A 16,503-nucleotide genomic window follows, 5' to 3' on the forward strand; every position below is an offset into this window, starting at 1 on the left:
ATATTTGGTTAGAATATTCGGTGATCAGCTGAACAGTATTACCCGTTCAGTATTTCTCTTGCAATTACGATTTTTTGTATTTCGGATGTCCCCTCGCCTATCGTACACAACTTACTGTCGCGGTAAAACTTCTCTACCGGGAAATCTTTGGTATATCCATAGCCGCCAAAGATCTGCACCGCTTCTGTGGCAGTCCTTACAGATACTTCAGAAGCAAAGTATTTAGCCATAGCGGATTCCTTTGTCATTTTTACACCGCGGTTCTTCATATCTGCTGCCTGTCTGATCAGCAGCTCTGCGGCCTCAATCTCTGTAGCCATATCCGCCAGCTTAAAGCTGATGGCCTGGAAATTTGAGATTGGTTGTCCAAACTGGTGACGTTCCTGTGCATAATCCAACGCAGCCTCGTATGCTCCTTTGGCAATACCCAGTGACAGTGCTGCGATAGAAATTCTTCCGCCATCAAGCACTTTCATAGCCTGTTTAAAGCCTTCGCCTTCATTGCCCAGTAAATTGGCTACCGGAACCCGGCAGTTATCAAATATCATTTCTGTAGTTTCGGATGCGCGCATCCCCATTTTGTTCTCTTTCTTACCGGCAGAAAAACCTGGAGTACCGCGTTCTACCACGATAGCAGAGATCCCTTTGGAATCCCCCTTTTCGCCTGTCCGCACCATGACTACGGCAACATCGCCGGATTTACCATGAGTGATCCAGTTTTTAGAACCATTGATTACATAGTGGTCGCCTTCCAGCGTAGCTGTGGTCATCATTCTCAGGGCATCTGAACCTGTATTGGCTTCAGTTAAGCCCCATGCACCGATCCACTCTGCTGTTGAAAGTTTTGACAACCATCTGTGTTTTTGTTCTTCCGTACCAAAGGTCATAATATGCCCGGTACACAAAGAATTATGCGCAGCAAGAGATAAGCCGATCGATCCGCAAACCTTAGAGATCTCAACGATCACATCCACATATTCCTGATAACCAAATCCAGAACCACCATAAACTTCCGGAACGAGTACGCCCATCAGCCCTAGCTTGCCCAGCTCTTTAAATACTTCTACAGGGAAATGCTGTATTTCATCCCATTCCATCACATGCGGACGAATGTTTTTCTCAGCAAAGTCTTTCACCATCTGGCGGATCATCTGTTGATTCTCCGAAACGTTAAAGTCGTAACCGGTATTTTGAGCGAGTGTGTCCTGCATTGTTATTTTGTTGATGCAATGATAACGTATATAGGTGCAGCAACAACAATTGAATATTTGCCTACAGGAAGAACGAAATGGTATTTAGTTCAATTACCCTGTACAAATGAAGAGAATGGCATAAATCAGAAATAAAATAGTTCAGGGTATTTTGTCTCAAAATCTTAATAAGACGCAAGCGCATAATTATTGGGAGAAAACTCCAACAGTCTGTCCCGTCCGTTCAAAAAATCAAGTGCGATGATAAACGAGTAACCTGCAACTACTGCACCGAGTTTTTCGATCAGCCGGGAAGCCGCAATAACAGTTCCACCAGTGGCCAGCAGATCATCATGGATCAGCACATTCTGACCAGGGAGAAAGGCATCCTCATGAATTTCAAGCGTTGCACTTCCGTATTCAAGATCGTACGAATGCTGTACCGTTTTATAGGGAAGTTTACCAGCCTTGCGCATCGGCACAAAAGGCACCCCCAGATAGTTGGCCAGCGACAAACCAAATAAGAAGCCGCGACTTTCAATTCCTGCAACCACATCCACCTTAATTTCTGAGAGCTGATCTGCCAGCGCAGCAACGATGGCATTACATAAAACTGCATCCTTCAATATTGGTGTAATATCTTTAAACACGATTCCCGGTTTTGGAAAATCGTTTACATCGCGCACAATCTGTTTTATTTTTGTTTCAATCATGATCAAATGAAATATAGGGGGCTAACTTATCAACCGTTTCCGAAGGCAGTATAGCTATCTTTTTCAACTCCGCAATATTACTATAATTTCCGTGTTGTTTCCTATATTGTATGATGGCATTGATCTGTTTATATCTTAAATAAGGATGATGCTTCAAATCATCAAACTCAACCTTATTGATAAAGATGGTCCTGACCTGGGCTTTGTCCAGGATAATCTGGTCCTTTATTTCATTGTATCGGAGACTGTCCATTCCGTAAACTTCCTTTAGCTGTTCTTTTTTATAAAAGCCTCCTATTGCCTCCCTGTATTTAACGATCCTTCTTGCAAAGGCGGGGCCGATTCCTTTAACAGCATCAAGCTGGATCGTATCTGCGCTATTCAAGGACACAAGCACGGCCGCGCGTTCAGCAAACTGATGAACCTGGTGTTTTACAAATGCAACCGTATCCTCAGGGCGGATAGTCATATAAGGCAACCACCGCTCGTATAAGTCGGCACGCACCACAAACATCCTTTTCAAATCTTCCTTCTTACGGAAACGCCCGCCCTTTTCTGTATACCGTATGATCACTGCCGCCTGTTTGGGCGATAAACCAAGCAACTGCCAGTCGGAAGCGCTGGTATGATTGGGATCAAACCTGAACAGGCGGGACACTTTTGCAGCGCTTTTCCTGTATTCATGCCTGTGACGTTCCATCTCCACGAGTTCCAGTTTTCTGATTGCAATACTATCAGGCATCAAATCATCGTTCTCTGGCAGAAGGAATTCAAAAAAAGATGGTATAAGGGTAAGCGCGGTCAGTATAAAAATCAGCACCAGCAAGCCATTATATTCCCTTTTCGAAAAATCGAAGTATATATTAAGCCATTTTCTCATCGCCCAACAATGTACTGCCGTTATTTAGAAATATAAATCTTATTTTTGAGGTCGAACTAAATCTCCTTTAAATTCATATATGAAGATCATAACAACCAAAGAGTTTGCAAAAGCCACAAAAATCGACAAACTGGGTGTTCCGGGATTAGCGGCTCTGCTGATGGAGGTAATGAAGTTAAATGATATCAATAAAGTTTTCTCACAAAATCAGCACTTTAACGGGCTGGAGTTTGTAGATAAAATACTGGAAACGATTGGGGTCTCTATTGATTTTGATGAAGATGATTTAAGGAACATCCCAAAAACGGGTGGTTTCATTGCAATCGCAAACCACCCATATGGTGGTGTAGAAGGTCTGGCCCTGGTTAAGCTTTTATGTACGGTAAGGCCCGAAGCCAAGGTGATGGTGAATTTCATTTTGCAGAAGATTCCTAACCTGAACGAGTTTTTTGTAGCTGTTAACCCCTTTGAGAATGTACAGCATACCTCCAGCATCAGCGGGTTAAAGGCTACATTTGATCTTTTAAAGTCAGGTACACCAATTGGCATTTTTCCAGCTGGAGAGGTTTCTACCTTTAGCCTGGACAAACAAGAAATAACCGATAGGTTATGGCATCCTGTAGTAGGCAAGCTAATTGCGCGGGCAAAGGTGCCTGTGGTACCGATTTATTTTCATGGCAACAACGGGGTATTATTTAATATCCTGAGTTTTATCCACCCTACCCTCCGTACGGCAAAACTGCCTTCAGAGTTTCTAAACAAGCAGGGCTTAAAAATAAAGGTAAGAATCGGAAAGCCAATCAATATCGAAGATATCTCTTACCGTAACAATACCAACAAATTACTTGATTTCCTGCGTGCAAGGACTTATGCTTTAGGTACCAGTATCGAGGAAGAAAAGAAACTGTTCAACCCGATCAACCTTTTTAAGATTAAGAAAAAGCCTGAACCGATCATCGAAGAGACACCGAGGGAAAGTATCGCTGAAGAAATTGGTCAGCTGGAAGCTTACCGCGTATGGACGGAAAAACAGTACGAAGTCTATATCACTCCAACAGCAAATATCCCCACTGTACTCAAGGAAATTGGAAGATTAAGGGAAATTACATTCAGGGAGGTTGGCGAGGGCACCAATAAAAAGATCGATCTGGACAACTACGATATCTATTATCACCATCTATTTATATGGGATAAGGAACTGCAGAATATCGTTGGCGCCTACCGTATCGGTAAAGGAGATGAGATCCTCCATATGATGGGCAAACGCGGTTTTTATCTTTCAGAGCTATTCAAGATCAAAGAAGCGTTCTACCCGATACTGAACCAGGGTATCGAGCTGGGACGCTCATGGATCCGTAAGGAATATCAGCAGAAAGCTTTACCATTATTCCTTTTATGGAAAGGTATCTTAAAGTACCTCCTCGATAATCCGCAATACCGTTATATGTTCGGACCTGTAAGTATCAGTAATAACTTCTCCAAGTTCTCCAAATCACTGATCGTGGATTTTATCACCAAGAACCATTTTGATTATGAGCTGGGCCAGTATGTAAAACCAAGGAACAAATTCAAGGCAGATCTTTCTGCGATTGACAAAGACCTGCTGATTGAAAGCAGCGAATCTTTAAAAGACCTCGACGGACTGATTTCTGATATTGAAAATTCACATATCAAGATCCCGGTATTGTTAAGACAATACATGAATCTGAATGCAAAGATCATATGCTTTAACACGGACCCTAAATTTTCAGACTGCCTGGATGGATTTTTACTTGTAGATACACAGAATATTCCGCCGGAAATTCTGGAGAAGATCGGTAAGAATTTCTAGCAGTAAATCTCATAAATGCAAAAAGCCAGGACATCCATCCTGGCTTTTGTTTATCAACTAAACCTAAACTTTATAAATACTAACCAAATATTTACATCGCAAATGTAAGGTGGGTATGTTAAGTGAAAATTAAGAATGGGTTATAAAACTAAATCGTTTATTTAAAACACCAAATATTTACGACAGACAATAGCGCTACAACTATTTAGTCTGCAATCAGCAAAAATTCTTAAGTTCATGGTAGCTGATTTCGCTTCCCATCCGTAGGGCCGGAGGGTGTAAAATTCTACTGATTATTTTATGTTAAATCCCTTAATATTATAATAAAATGGAAGGTAATCTAAGAATATATAACATTACGGGATTTGCAATTACATCACTTATGTCTAGCATCTCATAAATCATAAAAGCCCGCACCTTTTATAAAGTACGGGCTTTTTGCAAATAATATTAAGGTTTATTAAAAGCTGTATCTCAGACCAAACTGCATCTGATATCTTGATGCAAAGAAATCTTTAGAGTATTTACTTGTATTAGCCTGACTGAAGGTATACGTTGGATAAGCAGTTGCGGATCCAGCACCACCAGTAGTGGTAGACAACCCCACACTAGCCATCGAGTTGAAAGTGTTTGGAGAGAAATACTGCACACCCCACTTCTTGTTTAGCAAGTTAGTAAGGTTTACAATGTCATAAGTAAACGACAATGTATGTTTATGTGTACCGTTGGTTACAATTCTGAAATCCTGCGAGAAACGGAAGTCGGCTTGATAATTCCAAGGTGTACGTGCGGCGTTACGTTCTGTGAAATCCCCTCTCCTTGTTTTAAGGTATTTATCACCATCGATGAAAGCATCAAAAGCGGCAGCTTGCGCAGCACCGGTTGCATTGGCAGCAAAGAATTTAGCTGTTTCTCCAACCTGTGGAATGTAAACCAAACTTACAGTTTGTCCTGTATTATTAATTGTAGAGTTTACGAAACCGTAAGAATATGGAGTTCCAGATTGTGCGCTGAAGTACAGCGAGAAATTAGCCACGTATTTACCTGCCTGATCCCAGCTATGTTTGTAGTTCATCGTTGAAACAATACGATTGCGGATATCAAAGTTGGAATTCGCTAATCCCGGATTGTTAGGGCTCAATGATTGATTTAATTGCCAGTTAGATTCCATGGAGTTACGAATACCATTAGTTACATCTTTAGATCTTCCATAAGTATACGCCGCCATGATATCAAATCCACCAGGGATAGATTTTCCCACCTGACCGGTCAAGCTGTAACGGTAACCTTTACTTGTATTAGAAAGCAGGTAAGCATTTGTATAAAGGAGACTCGTTTTTCCAGCATCACCAGAAGTATAAATTGGTTGCTGGTGCTGAGTATCATATATCAGATAAGTTGGGTTATCTTTAATGTTGATCTGCTGGAACATCAGGTCATGAATAACCTTTGTATAAATACCTTCAATCGTAAATCTCCACTGGTTGTCAGTTTTATAATCGAATGCCAAGCTGCTTCTCCAGGTTTTAGGCATCTTAAAATTGTTATCGATTAAATCTACCTGGGTAGCACCTGCTGAATTATTTACATTTACCCCTTGTTTAGTTACAAAACCCGCTTCACCTTTACCTGTTAAAGCATCAGCAATCGGATCAGATCCTGCAACAAAAGGTTTTGAACTTGACCTGTTGTCATATGCGCCATAAGTTACCCCATTATTATAGTAAGCATAACCTAACCATGCAAAAGGAACCCTACCTGTAAATAATCCACTACCTCCACGCATAATCAGGCTTTGATCTCCTAAAACGTCAAAGTTAAAACCTACGCGTGGCGAAATCTGTACCTGACCGAAGAAGTCATTTTTGATATTCTTTGGAAGTGTATAAGTATAAGTGGTACCATAATTTGGATCCACAGGTGCATCTGTAGTTTTTACACTTAGCGGTTGCTTGTTAGGCATATCAGCCATATCAAATCTCAGACCGTAAGTCAGCTTAAAGCGGTCGGTCATTTGGAACTGATCCTCACCGTACACACTATACACATTTACTTTGAACTCTGCAGGTGGGTTATTCAAAATATAATCCCTGCTGTTATCAGTATAGTTATAGTTAGTTCTAACACGGTTAGGATTTCCGGCCAGGAAAGCATCTACACTGCTGTAAGCAACACGTCCATTCCAGCTGTTCACGAAACCATAAGTGATATTATATAACTCATTGTGTGTACCAAAAGTAAACGTATGTCTTCCCTTAGTCCAGGTAAGATTATCCGTAAATTCAGTTGTTTTTTGTTTCATGTTAAAGATACTCGCTTCCCGGTCAGTACCCAGAAAGATTGTTCCACCAGCAGCACCTGTAATCTCAATCTGAGGTAATGCAGGGTTTGAAGTTGGCGTTCTGTAATCGTGAATACTGGAGTAACCTACCACCAAACTGTTTGACAGGTTATTTGAAAGTCTGCTCTTTAGTTCAGCAACTGTAGAGTTTTGGTTATTTGTTTGTTTGTAATCAATACCCGCGAACCTAAAATTGGCCTGGTCTCGCTCCAAGTTGGTCGCGTCAGAAGTAATAGTGTTGTTACGGATCGTTAACTGGTTTTTATCGTTGATATTCCAATCTAAACGGTTGAAGAACTTATTTGAGTTTGAATAAATATTGTAATTGCCATAAGTTCCCGGATTAATACCGTATTTGCTTTCCATCAATTGTGTAATTGCTTGCGCCTGGGCTTCAGTAATTACTTTATTATCAGAAGAACCTGCACCTAAGATCACAGGATCCTGACGGCGTGTGATTTCTTCATTGGTAAAGAAGAATAGTTTGTTCTTAATCAACGGTAACCCTACACGGAAACCAGTTTGATACTCATGGAAATCTGACGGTTCTTTTGAGTTATCACCAGTTTTGTTTCTTCCTATTAATGAAGCGTTACGTCCAAAACCATAAACTGATCCTGTTACCTCATTTGTACCTGAGCGTGTTACCGCGTTAACGCTACCACCGGTAAAGTTACCGATCTTCACATCATAAGGTGCAAGCAATACCTGTACATCCTGGATCGCATCAATAGAAACAGGGTTAGTTCTTGTGCTGCTGCCCGGCATACCAGAGCTTCCGCTCTGTCCCCCTAACGAAGGACTGAAACCAATAGCATCATTGTTAATCGCACCATCAATAGTTACGTTATTGTATCTAAAGTTGGTACCCATAAATGAGTTGTCTTTACTTACCTGTGGAGTCACGCGGGTAATATCAGTTAAACTACGGCTGGTAGAAGGCATATTTTTAATCTGCTCTTCGCCGATTTGTGTACCTGCACCAGTTTTCAATGCGCCTCTTTTACCTTTTACAGTAACTTCGGTTAATTGCTGGCCTTCATCCAGGAGCGTAAAATCTACACGCTGATCGACACCCAAACCAAGGTTGCCCACCTCTTTTTCCTGCTTATTGTAACCGATATAAGTAACCGTTATTCTGTAAGGGCCACCAGGATTTAAGTTATTTAAACGGAAGTAACCATCAGTTCCGGTTACCGCACCATATTTAGTACCGGTTGGTAAATGTACCACCAGTACGCTTGCTCCGGGAACAGTCATTCCTTTTGCATCTTTTACTTTTCCGCTAACGCTGGAAGTTGTTACCTGCGCGTTTGCACCTAGCCCTACAAACAAGAGAGCTGTTAGGATAACGCAATAGAAGTTGGATAGAATTCGTTTCATGAGTTGCCTCTAATTATTTTTTTTGTAAAATTAGAGTTGCAACATAACCTTAATATTAAGTTCACATTAATACGCTACCGAATTAATATTAAATTAAAATGGGATTAAAAAGAGATTAAAAATAGACTTTACAGCCGGCTAAACAATGTTTGTTTGAAACAGATGTGTTAACATTCAATTATAAGAGACTTAAAATAATGTTTCCGCAATATTAATTTTATGTTAAGAGTCACCAAAATGAACAAATTAGTCTTAGTTGTAAACAAAATTGGGGTAGAAATATTGCTTCAAGAAGACGGTATCTCTGACCGCCGGAGATCCATAAACTGATTCAGAAATAATCTGGGCTTCCAGAATCCATTTTGTCTGATCAGCTGGTTTGCCGGGTAACAAGTTAATCCCTTTCACGTACCCATCCACCAGTTTGGATGCAGCAAATAAGCACGCTGGACAGGAACGGCTAACCTCAATCTTCCCATTAATAATATCAGCACGTTTAAGATTGAAGGAAGTACCCATCATTGGCGCTTTGATGTACATTGTATAACTTACGCCTTGATTGAGCGCACTGCTCCAGAAAATCCTGTAGTTTCCCGTCACAAAAGTTCCCGGGCCGGGATTAATGTCTGCATGTTCAGTAAAAAGATACTGGCAGTTGGCTCCTGCCGGACATGCAGTGAGATTCTTCTCATCAATCACGATAGCCGGTTCAAGTCCGCGTTTTTTTGAACACGAAAAGTTAACAAGGGTTAGGAGCAGTAAGCAGAGTAATAAAGTTGTTTGTTTGATCATGAGGCTACCATTTGGTTTCATAACTAAAACGACATGAGACAGTTATACGCTACAGCTAAAAATATTAACATTACATCATTGGCTGAAATATTGCACGTTTAAATACAAAATGCCCTGCAGGATTCTGCAGGGCATTTATAAGTTATCAATTCAACGATTGGATCGTTAATTATTTTGTTACAGCACCTGGAGTAGTGTAAGGTAAAGTTTGCGGATCGTAACTAGCCCAACCAGCAGTCCAGTCAGTAGTACCGAATGCACCTTTGTAAGCAACTTTCTCAAAGAAAGCATCTGCTAATTTTGCATTTGTAAACGACGCACCAGTAGCAGCAGGAGAACCTGTGATCAAAGTGAAATTAGGTACACCAACTCTTGCAGCAGCAACCTGATCTGCAGAATATTTCAATGGATCAGTATAGATACCGATAGCGTAAAGGTCAGGAGTAAATACATTAGCTGAGGCAGCTGAAGTCAAGATTGGAGTAATCGCAGCTAAGGCAGTAGCATTAGAAGCTTTGATTTGATTACTTTTCCCATTAGATCCTGCAACAAGGTTATTTAGGAATAAGGAAGCACCGCTCACCAAATAACTTGAAGAATTCGCACCACTAGCTGGCAATGCATCATCATAGAAAACACCTTCAGTATAACCTGCAATAACAGAGTTAGCAATGCTGATCTGTGAATTACGACGGATCTGCGCAGCATGCTGATAACTTGCGTTAACAGTAGGAACAGGTGTAGGTAGTGGAGCTACCGGACCTAAGATAGTCATGTTAGAGAATACAGCTGAAGTAAGTGGGGCTGTTGCAACACCGGTAGAGATGTTGTCTGATTCAAAACCATTTGAACCGGAAACGTCAGCAACACCAGCTAAACGCTGAGCAATACCAAACTGGATTTTACCAGAGAAACCGTTATCAGTATCAAAGTCATCATCCCATGTAGAAACAGCAAGTAAGTGTTTTGCATTTACTGCACCACCAAACCATTCGAAAGCATCATCACCTGAACGGAATACTTCTACATATTCAACAGTAGTACCAGAACCAACACTACCAAAGGTTACACCGTTGATTTCATTATCTGGGCCTAAAGCCACACCAGCATATTCAACACGTACATACTTTAAAACACCTGAATTATCAGCGTTATCAGTACCACCATGCTTAGCTTTATCAGTTGCGTCAGAGATACCTTCAATAGCTACTGAAGTACCAAGGTTGTTTATACCTTTACCTAAAAGGATCAAACCACCCCAGTCACCAGGAGCACGTCCGCCGGCAACGATATTTGATGTAAACACAATTGGTTTCTCAGCGGTACCGGTTGCATTGATTTTAGCACCTCTTGTGATGATCAAAGTACCTTTAGTACCCCTGTCACCTTTAATGATTGTTCCCGGAGCAATAGTCAGGGTAACATTGTTAGTTACGAACACATTTCCTTTTAACAGGTAAATTTTGTCTGCAGTCCAGTTGGTAGCAGTAGTAATATCGCCGGTTACTTCCACGACACCAGTTACAGGGTTAACAATCTCACCGTCGTCATCCCCGTTATCACTTTTCGAACAACTTGCGAAAAACACAAGTAGACTCAAGGCAGTTGCTAATAATTGTTTTTTCATTTTTTCGTTTTTTATTAGTGTAATAGTTATTTAAAATTTGGTTTATTAAAAAGTATAAGAGAATGCCACTGAGAAATTACTTCCGGCTTTGAAGCTGCTTACTGTGTAGTCGTCAGGAGCACCATCGTATTTTTTATTGGTATTCATATCATAATAAAAAGTAGCTTTCTGGTTTAGAATATCTCCTGCGTTAAATTTCAGCTCGCCTTTATTTTTCAGCAATTTCATTCCCAACTGTAAATCAATCACATCTCTTGGAGCTTCCCAGATTGAGGGGTAGAGCGATCCTGCGGCAACGGCTAACCTGCGTCCTACCTTATTATACAGTGCATTGAATGTGAATTTGTTATCCAAGAAACTGTGCAGTAGACCTGCGTTGATGACATATGGAGCCTGCCCAACCATTACACGTGTACCTTCAACATTATTCAAACCTGTATTCGCATCATTCGTAACTTTAGATTTGATAACAGATACGTTGGCATAAGCGGTGGTATTTTTCAGTAAATCATTTTCTTTGATAAATTCAAGGCTCTTGCGGATTTCAAATTCAGCACCGTATACAGTTGCTTTATCTGAGTTGAAGTAAGTAACAGTTCTCGTAGAAGTTGCATCGTTATTGAAAGTCTCGATTGCGTTTTTGAACTTTTTATAGAATCCAGATACCGAGATAATCTGCCCAGCCTGCGGATATAATTCAAAACGGACATCCGCGTTATCAATATTTGAACGTTTTAAATTAGGGTTACCTTGTAAATTTGATAAGGTCTCATAATCATAATAGGTAGACACAGATAACTCCCTGAACTCAGGACGTGCAATTGTACGGTAATAAGAGGCCCTTAAATTAATTTTGTCTGTAAGGTTATAGGTAAAGTTCGCTGAAGGTAAAACGTCGGCATAGTTCTGTTTTACTTTTTCAGCTGCAGCATCTTCCGGTGTAAGTTTTACATTGAACTGCTCAACACGTACTCCCCAAACTAACCTTGCTTTTTCACCAAGTTTGTTATCCAACATCGCATATCCTGCATTGGTTAATGAGTTAGCAACATATTGGTCCAGTCTGTTATAAAGTTCAGCGATCCTGAAATTCCCGCCGTTAATCAAACTGGTTGAATAAAGCTTATCAATTGGCAATTGTCTGATTTGCTCACTGATATCTGATGAATTAACAGTGGCACCAAGAAAACGTACATCAAATGTACGGTCACGATATAATGCACTTAAACCTGTTTTAAACGTTGCCTTTGAATTGAACATGGTTAATGGCAATGAATAATTCACAGCACCCGTATAAGAGTTTTCATTCATCCTTGAGAATAGTCTGGCGTTTTCTCTTCCCAATGTGGTGATATTAGCAGAGAACGGCGTACTTGGGTCAGCAGATGTCAACCTGGCATAGTTCAGTTTTTTCTGATCCGGCTGATCATTTAATACATTACTGAAACTTAGCGACCAGTTTAATTTTGCATTACGCTCGCCCAACTGGTGGTCACCTTCAACTGTAGATTTTAATAATGACTTTTGCATCAGGTCAAATGCATAGAACTGAATATCACTGCTGATCGCACGGTTTAAACCTGTTCTGTACAGGAACTGATCTTCATAAATCCTGTTGTAAATATTTTTGAACGTGATTTTGTTCTTTCCAAAGGTATAAGCAAAGTTTGCCAATGCTCCAATGTTGGTAGAGAATTTATAAACATCATCATTATAATCAAAATCATAATACTGACGTTTTACATCATTGTTGATAGTTTGTGCATTACGATAAGTCAATGACACCAATGCACCAAATTTCCTGTTATTCTTCAGGTCTTTCACTCTTCCGATAGTGAACTGGTAATTCTGCGTAGGTAATGCTGTAAAGTTATCAACTCTCCAGCTTCGTGGTAAGGCTTTTAAAGCCGAGACATTTTGTGCAGCAGTTAATCCGTTATTGATCCTGTTGGTACTCGGGAAATTAGAACCCAGTTTTTTATCTCCGTTATCAAAACCAAGGTAATCAGTAATATTTCTTGTGCCACTTTTAAAGTCTTTAAAGGTTGATGCCGTATTATAACCTGCACCTACTCCAAATGAAATAAAGTTTTGCTCTGGTATATCCTTAGTGGTAATCTGAATTGCACCACCTGCAAAATCACCAGGTAGATCCGGGGTAGCGGTTTTGCTGATGATCAGGTTATCTACAAGATTAGAAGGAACGATATCAAATGAGAAAGCTTTTCTGTTTGGCTCAGTGCTTGGCAAAGTAGATCCATCAAGCATTGCAGCGTTGTACCTGTCGCTCAATCCACGTATAACCACAAATTTGTTGTCCTGGATAGTTGTTCCGCTCACCCTCTTCAATACGTCTGAAGTGTTTTTATCTGGTGAACGTTTGATCAGTTCTGAAGAGATACCATCAGAAATTGCAGCGTTGTTTTTCTGCTGTGCATATAAGGCATTGATGGTTTCTTTTTTAAAGGAACCTTTGATTACCACCTCGTTCAGGTTCTGGGAATTAGACTCTTCGAGGATTACATTCAGGATAGTGTTTTTGCCGGCATTAACCTCTACTTCACTGATCTCTTTTCCTATATAACCAATATACTGGTAAACCACAGTATATTTTCCGTTGGCTAAACCTGTAATTGAATATTTACCGTCAACATCTGTGGCCATGCCCTTGGTAGAACCTTTTAGCTTAACAGTAACCCCTATAAGTGTCTCTCCTGATTTTTTATCACTGATAGTACCGGAAATCTTTCCTGTACTTTGTGCAAAACTGGCTGCGCTCATGAATACGAGCAACAGTAGCGTGATTATAGCTTCTTTAAGTTGTAGTTGTAGTTTCAATTGCCTTCGATTATTGTTCAGGCAAATCTATTACCACAGTGTTAAGTATAAGTTAGAGTGAGGTTACATTTTAATCCGATTTTAATTCCGCTTTAATTTCATTTTAATCCGCGTTTAAACTCGTTTTAATGCCGTTTTAATCCAATTTTAATGGAAAAAATTTCCAGTAGCCAAATCGGCCCAATTAACACGAATTTAACACTGTTCAAAAATGCTGTTCTTTTTCCTTCAATCTTTTGACCGATAAACAGCCCTGCAACAGCAATCAGGAGCACAACCACACACACAAGCCAAAGTGCAGGCCCACCAGCCAATGCCCACTTCTCAAACTGCACCACCACCAGTGACAAAGCAAAAACCAGCAGCAGCATCATGTAAGACAATACGGGAGAAAGCCTGTAATAGTAGTAGCCAGAAAAAGCAATTAAAAAAGAAGCCCAGTTTAAAAAACCATTGTATCTGCCTAAAAAACCAAGATGAGGGAAAGGAATTGACCAGGCCAGGCCAAGGATACTGAAAATCATCAGCGGAAGACATACCCAGTGGATCAGACGATTTGAAGGATGCTGTTTTGTTGCTGCGTATTCAGCAAAAAGAATATCAATTTCTCTCTGGGGTACCTTTGTCACAATTTTACGTTCCTTCTTCATCGTGCAAAAATAACTATCAAAGGCATACATTCATCAAAAAAGATAAATACCGGTAAGATAGTTCGTATTAAAAATTAAGCACAAAAAAAAGCGGCAGGTTACCCGGCCGCTTTGTCAATAAAATTAGTTTACCCTATTTAGCGAAAGCTACAGATCTGGTTTCCCTGATCACAGTAACTTTAATCTGGCCGGGATAAGTCATTTCTGTCTGGATACGGTTAGAGATATCCGCCGCAAGCAGTTCTGCCTGCTGATCGGTTACCCTTTCACTTTCTACCACAACCCTTAACTCTCTACCTGCCTGTATGGCAAATGTTTTTTCTACCCCAGGATAAGAAAGTGCCAGTTCTTCCAGTTCCTTCAATCGTTTGATATAACTTTCTACCACCTCGCGTCTTGCTCCCGGACGTGCACCAGAGATCGCATCACAAGCCTGGATGATAGGAGAGATCATCGAGGTCATTTCGATTTCATCATGGTGGGCACCGATCGCATTACAGATCTCAGGGTGCTCTTTATATTTTTCTGCCAGCTGCATACCTAAAATTGCGTGTGGCAATTCAGGGTTGTCATCAGGCACTTTACCTATATCATGCAGTAATCCGGCACGTTTAGCCATTTTAGCATTCAGGCCAAGCTCGGCTGCCATCGTTGCACAGAAATTAGCTACCTCACGTGAGTGATGCAGTAAGTTTTGTCCGTATGAAGAACGGTAACGCATACGTCCAACCATCCTGATCAATTCAGGGTGCAGTCCGTGGATACCAAGGTCGATCACAGTACGTTCACCGATTTCTACGATCTCATCCTCAATCTGTTTCTTTGTTTTGGCAACAACTTCTTCGATACGTGCAGGGTGAATACGTCCGTCAGTAACCAGACGGTGCAGTGCTAAACGTGCGATCTCCCTTCTTACCGGGTCAAAACCCGAAAGTATTATGGCCTCAGGCGTATCATCTACGATAATCTCAATTCCGGTTGCTGCTTCCAGTGCACGGATATTCCTACCCTCGCGACCAATTACGCGGCCTTTGATCTCATCACTTTCGATATGAAAGATTGAAACCGTATTTTCTATTGCTGCCTCTACAGCTGTACGCTGTATGGTTTGAATAACAACCTTTTTTGCTTCTTTGGTAGCAGTAAGCCTGGCCTCATCAACAATATCCTTCACCTGGATCATTGCCTGTGTCCTTGCTTCCTGTTTCATGTTTTCTACCAGTTGATTTTTTGCTTCCTCAGCACTTAATCCTGCAATAGTTTCCAGTTGTTTCACATGCTGGTTTTTCAGCACTTCCACTTCTTCCTGTTTTTTGACAGCGATATCAGTCTGTTTCTCCAGATTTTTCTTGTGGTTATCCAGTTCCTGTTCCTTACGGTTCATGTTCTCCAGACGCTGGTTTACCGACTGCTCTTTTTGCTTAATTGCATTCTCACGCTGATTTACCTGATTATTTTTAGCATTTACTTCCTGCTCATGTTCAGTTTTCAACTGAAGGAACTTTTCTTTAGCTTCTAATAACCTGTCTTTTTTTAAGATCTCAGCATGGCTCTCTGCTTCTTTTAATATTTTCTTCACCTTACTCTGTGCTGCGATCTCCTGCTGTTTGAGCAGGTTGCGCAACAGATATCTGCCTACCAATATACCAACGACTAAGCTGGTTAAGACATATCCAATTATTGCTATTATTTCCATTTTAATTTATATATATAAAAAACCCGAATGAGCATAGTATCAATTAAGATGCTCATGCAAGCTGCATCATTTAGTATCATTTGTTCAACAACAAAAAAACCGCTGTTAAAATTTTAGTTCCTGCATATTGCTCTGAATACTTGTAAAATTCAAATCGCAGCATAAAAAGCCACAATATAATACATGTATTCAAGAATCACCTAAACAATGAAACTAAAAACTTAACAACGGTTAAATTCCTACGCTATTGAAACAACAGAATGGGCCTATTTAGTAAAGAAGTCGTTCAGTAAACTGTCTAATTCCTCAACTTTTTCAGCTACTGCAGTATCCTGGTCCTGCACTTTATTTTCTACCCTTAATACGGCGGTCGCATAATGCAACACTGCCATAGATAGCAAATCCTGTTTATCTCTGACTGCATAATTTTCCTGATAGTCCTTTATACGTTCATTGATAATTTTGGCTGCCCGCCTTACAATTTCTTCCTCTTCCATATTCACCTTTAAGGGGTAGATACGGTCAGAAATAGTTATTTTAATCGAGATTTCTCCCATTTCTT

11 protein-coding genes are annotated in these 16,503 nt (G+C 40.4%); 1 reads left to right on the top strand and 10 read right to left on the bottom strand.

Annotation, left to right across the window (positions count from 1 at the left end; all coding sequences use genetic code 11):
- Positions 1–38 precede the first annotated feature (38 nt).
- From FN831_RS10770 to FN831_RS10780, 3 genes are all read right to left on the bottom strand, one after another.
- Positions 39–1,211, bottom strand: coding sequence for an acyl-CoA dehydrogenase family protein (locus FN831_RS10770; RefSeq protein WP_142528238.1), 1,173 nt, complete (start codon positions 1,209–1,211; stop codon positions 39–41).
- 164 nt (positions 1,212–1,375) lie between these two features.
- Positions 1,376–1,903 (bottom strand): adenine phosphoribosyltransferase, encoded by a 528-nt coding sequence (locus tag FN831_RS10775; protein ID WP_142528239.1) that lies wholly within the window; start codon positions 1,901–1,903, stop codon positions 1,376–1,378.
- Positions 1,896–2,783: a ComEA family DNA-binding protein gene (locus FN831_RS10780; RefSeq protein ID WP_142528240.1), complete on the bottom strand. Its 888-nt coding sequence runs from the start codon at positions 2,781–2,783 to the stop codon at positions 1,896–1,898. Before FN831_RS10780 ends, FN831_RS10775 begins: the two co-directional genes overlap by 8 nt.
- 79 nt (positions 2,784–2,862) lie before the next feature.
- On the opposite strand from FN831_RS10780, the gene FN831_RS10785 reads away from it, so the two are divergent.
- Positions 2,863–4,614 carry a lysophospholipid acyltransferase family protein gene (locus FN831_RS10785; protein ID WP_142528241.1) on the top strand — a complete coding sequence of 584 codons (1,752 nt, stop codon included), beginning with the start codon at positions 2,863–2,865 and terminating at the stop codon, positions 4,612–4,614.
- A gap of 460 nt (positions 4,615–5,074) precedes the next feature.
- Here the strand turns inward: FN831_RS10785 and FN831_RS10790 are convergent, their stop codons facing one another.
- The 7 genes from FN831_RS10790 to FN831_RS10820 form a co-directional block, all read right to left on the bottom strand.
- Positions 5,075–8,338, bottom strand: coding sequence for a TonB-dependent receptor (locus FN831_RS10790; RefSeq protein WP_142528242.1), 3,264 nt, complete (start codon positions 8,336–8,338; stop codon positions 5,075–5,077).
- A 252-nt stretch (positions 8,339–8,590) separates the two neighbouring features.
- On the bottom strand, positions 8,591–9,130 hold the full coding sequence (locus FN831_RS10795; RefSeq protein WP_142528243.1) for a hypothetical protein: 540 nt from the start codon (positions 9,128–9,130) through the stop codon (positions 8,591–8,593).
- A 169-nt stretch (positions 9,131–9,299) separates the two neighbouring features.
- A complete protein-coding gene (locus FN831_RS10800; protein WP_142528244.1) occupies positions 9,300–10,757 on the bottom strand; it encodes a hypothetical protein in 1,458 nt (485 codons plus the stop codon).
- 45 nt (positions 10,758–10,802) lie between these two features.
- The gene (locus FN831_RS10805; protein ID WP_142528245.1) at positions 10,803–13,595 is read right to left on the bottom strand and encodes a TonB-dependent receptor; all 2,793 of its coding nucleotides are present in this window, start codon (positions 13,593–13,595) and stop codon (positions 10,803–10,805) included.
- Positions 13,596–13,720: 125 nt separating this feature from the next.
- Entirely contained in the window at positions 13,721–14,245 is a 525-nt protein-coding gene (locus FN831_RS10810) for an Mpo1 family 2-hydroxy fatty acid dioxygenase (protein WP_142528246.1), read from the bottom strand.
- Positions 14,246–14,378: 133 nt separating this feature from the next.
- Positions 14,379–15,941, bottom strand: coding sequence for a ribonuclease Y (gene rny / locus FN831_RS10815; RefSeq protein ID WP_185960452.1), 1,563 nt, complete (start codon positions 15,939–15,941; stop codon positions 14,379–14,381).
- A 266-nt stretch (positions 15,942–16,207) separates the two neighbouring features.
- A complete protein-coding gene (locus tag FN831_RS10820) occupies positions 16,208–16,498 on the bottom strand; it encodes a cell division protein ZapA (protein WP_041878266.1) in 291 nt (96 codons plus the stop codon).
- Positions 16,499–16,503 lie beyond the last annotated feature (5 nt).

Source organism: Pedobacter westerhofensis (assembly GCF_900182595.1).
Classification (GTDB): Bacteria; Bacteroidota; Bacteroidia; order Sphingobacteriales; family Sphingobacteriaceae; genus Pedobacter; species Pedobacter westerhofensis.

Bases quoted from the DNA above. Each gene is read 5' to 3' on its own strand.
- FN831_RS10790 (WP_142528242.1), bottom strand. From the start codon at position 8,338: ATGAAACGAATTCTATCCAACTTCTATTGCGTTATCCTAACAGCTCTC.
- FN831_RS10785 (WP_142528241.1), top strand. From the start codon at position 2,863: ATGAAGATCATAACAACCAAAGAGTTTGCAAAAGCCACAAAAATCGAC.
- FN831_RS10780 (WP_142528240.1), bottom strand. From the start codon at position 2,783: ATGAGAAAATGGCTTAATATATACTTCGATTTTTCGAAAAGGGAATAT.
- FN831_RS10800 (WP_142528244.1), bottom strand. From the start codon at position 10,757: ATGAAAAAACAATTATTAGCAACTGCCTTGAGTCTACTTGTGTTTTTC.
- FN831_RS10820 (WP_041878266.1), bottom strand. From the start codon at position 16,498: ATGGGAGAAATCTCGATTAAAATAACTATTTCTGACCGTATCTACCCC.
- FN831_RS10770 (WP_142528238.1), bottom strand. From the start codon at position 1,211: ATGCAGGACACACTCGCTCAAAATACCGGTTACGACTTTAACGTTTCG.
- FN831_RS10810 (WP_142528246.1), bottom strand. From the start codon at position 14,245: ATGAAGAAGGAACGTAAAATTGTGACAAAGGTACCCCAGAGAGAAATT.
- rny (WP_185960452.1), bottom strand. From the start codon at position 15,941: ATGGAAATAATAGCAATAATTGGATATGTCTTAACCAGCTTAGTCGTT.
- FN831_RS10795 (WP_142528243.1), bottom strand. From the start codon at position 9,130: ATGATCAAACAAACAACTTTATTACTCTGCTTACTGCTCCTAACCCTT.
- FN831_RS10775 (WP_142528239.1), bottom strand. From the start codon at position 1,903: ATGATTGAAACAAAAATAAAACAGATTGTGCGCGATGTAAACGATTTT.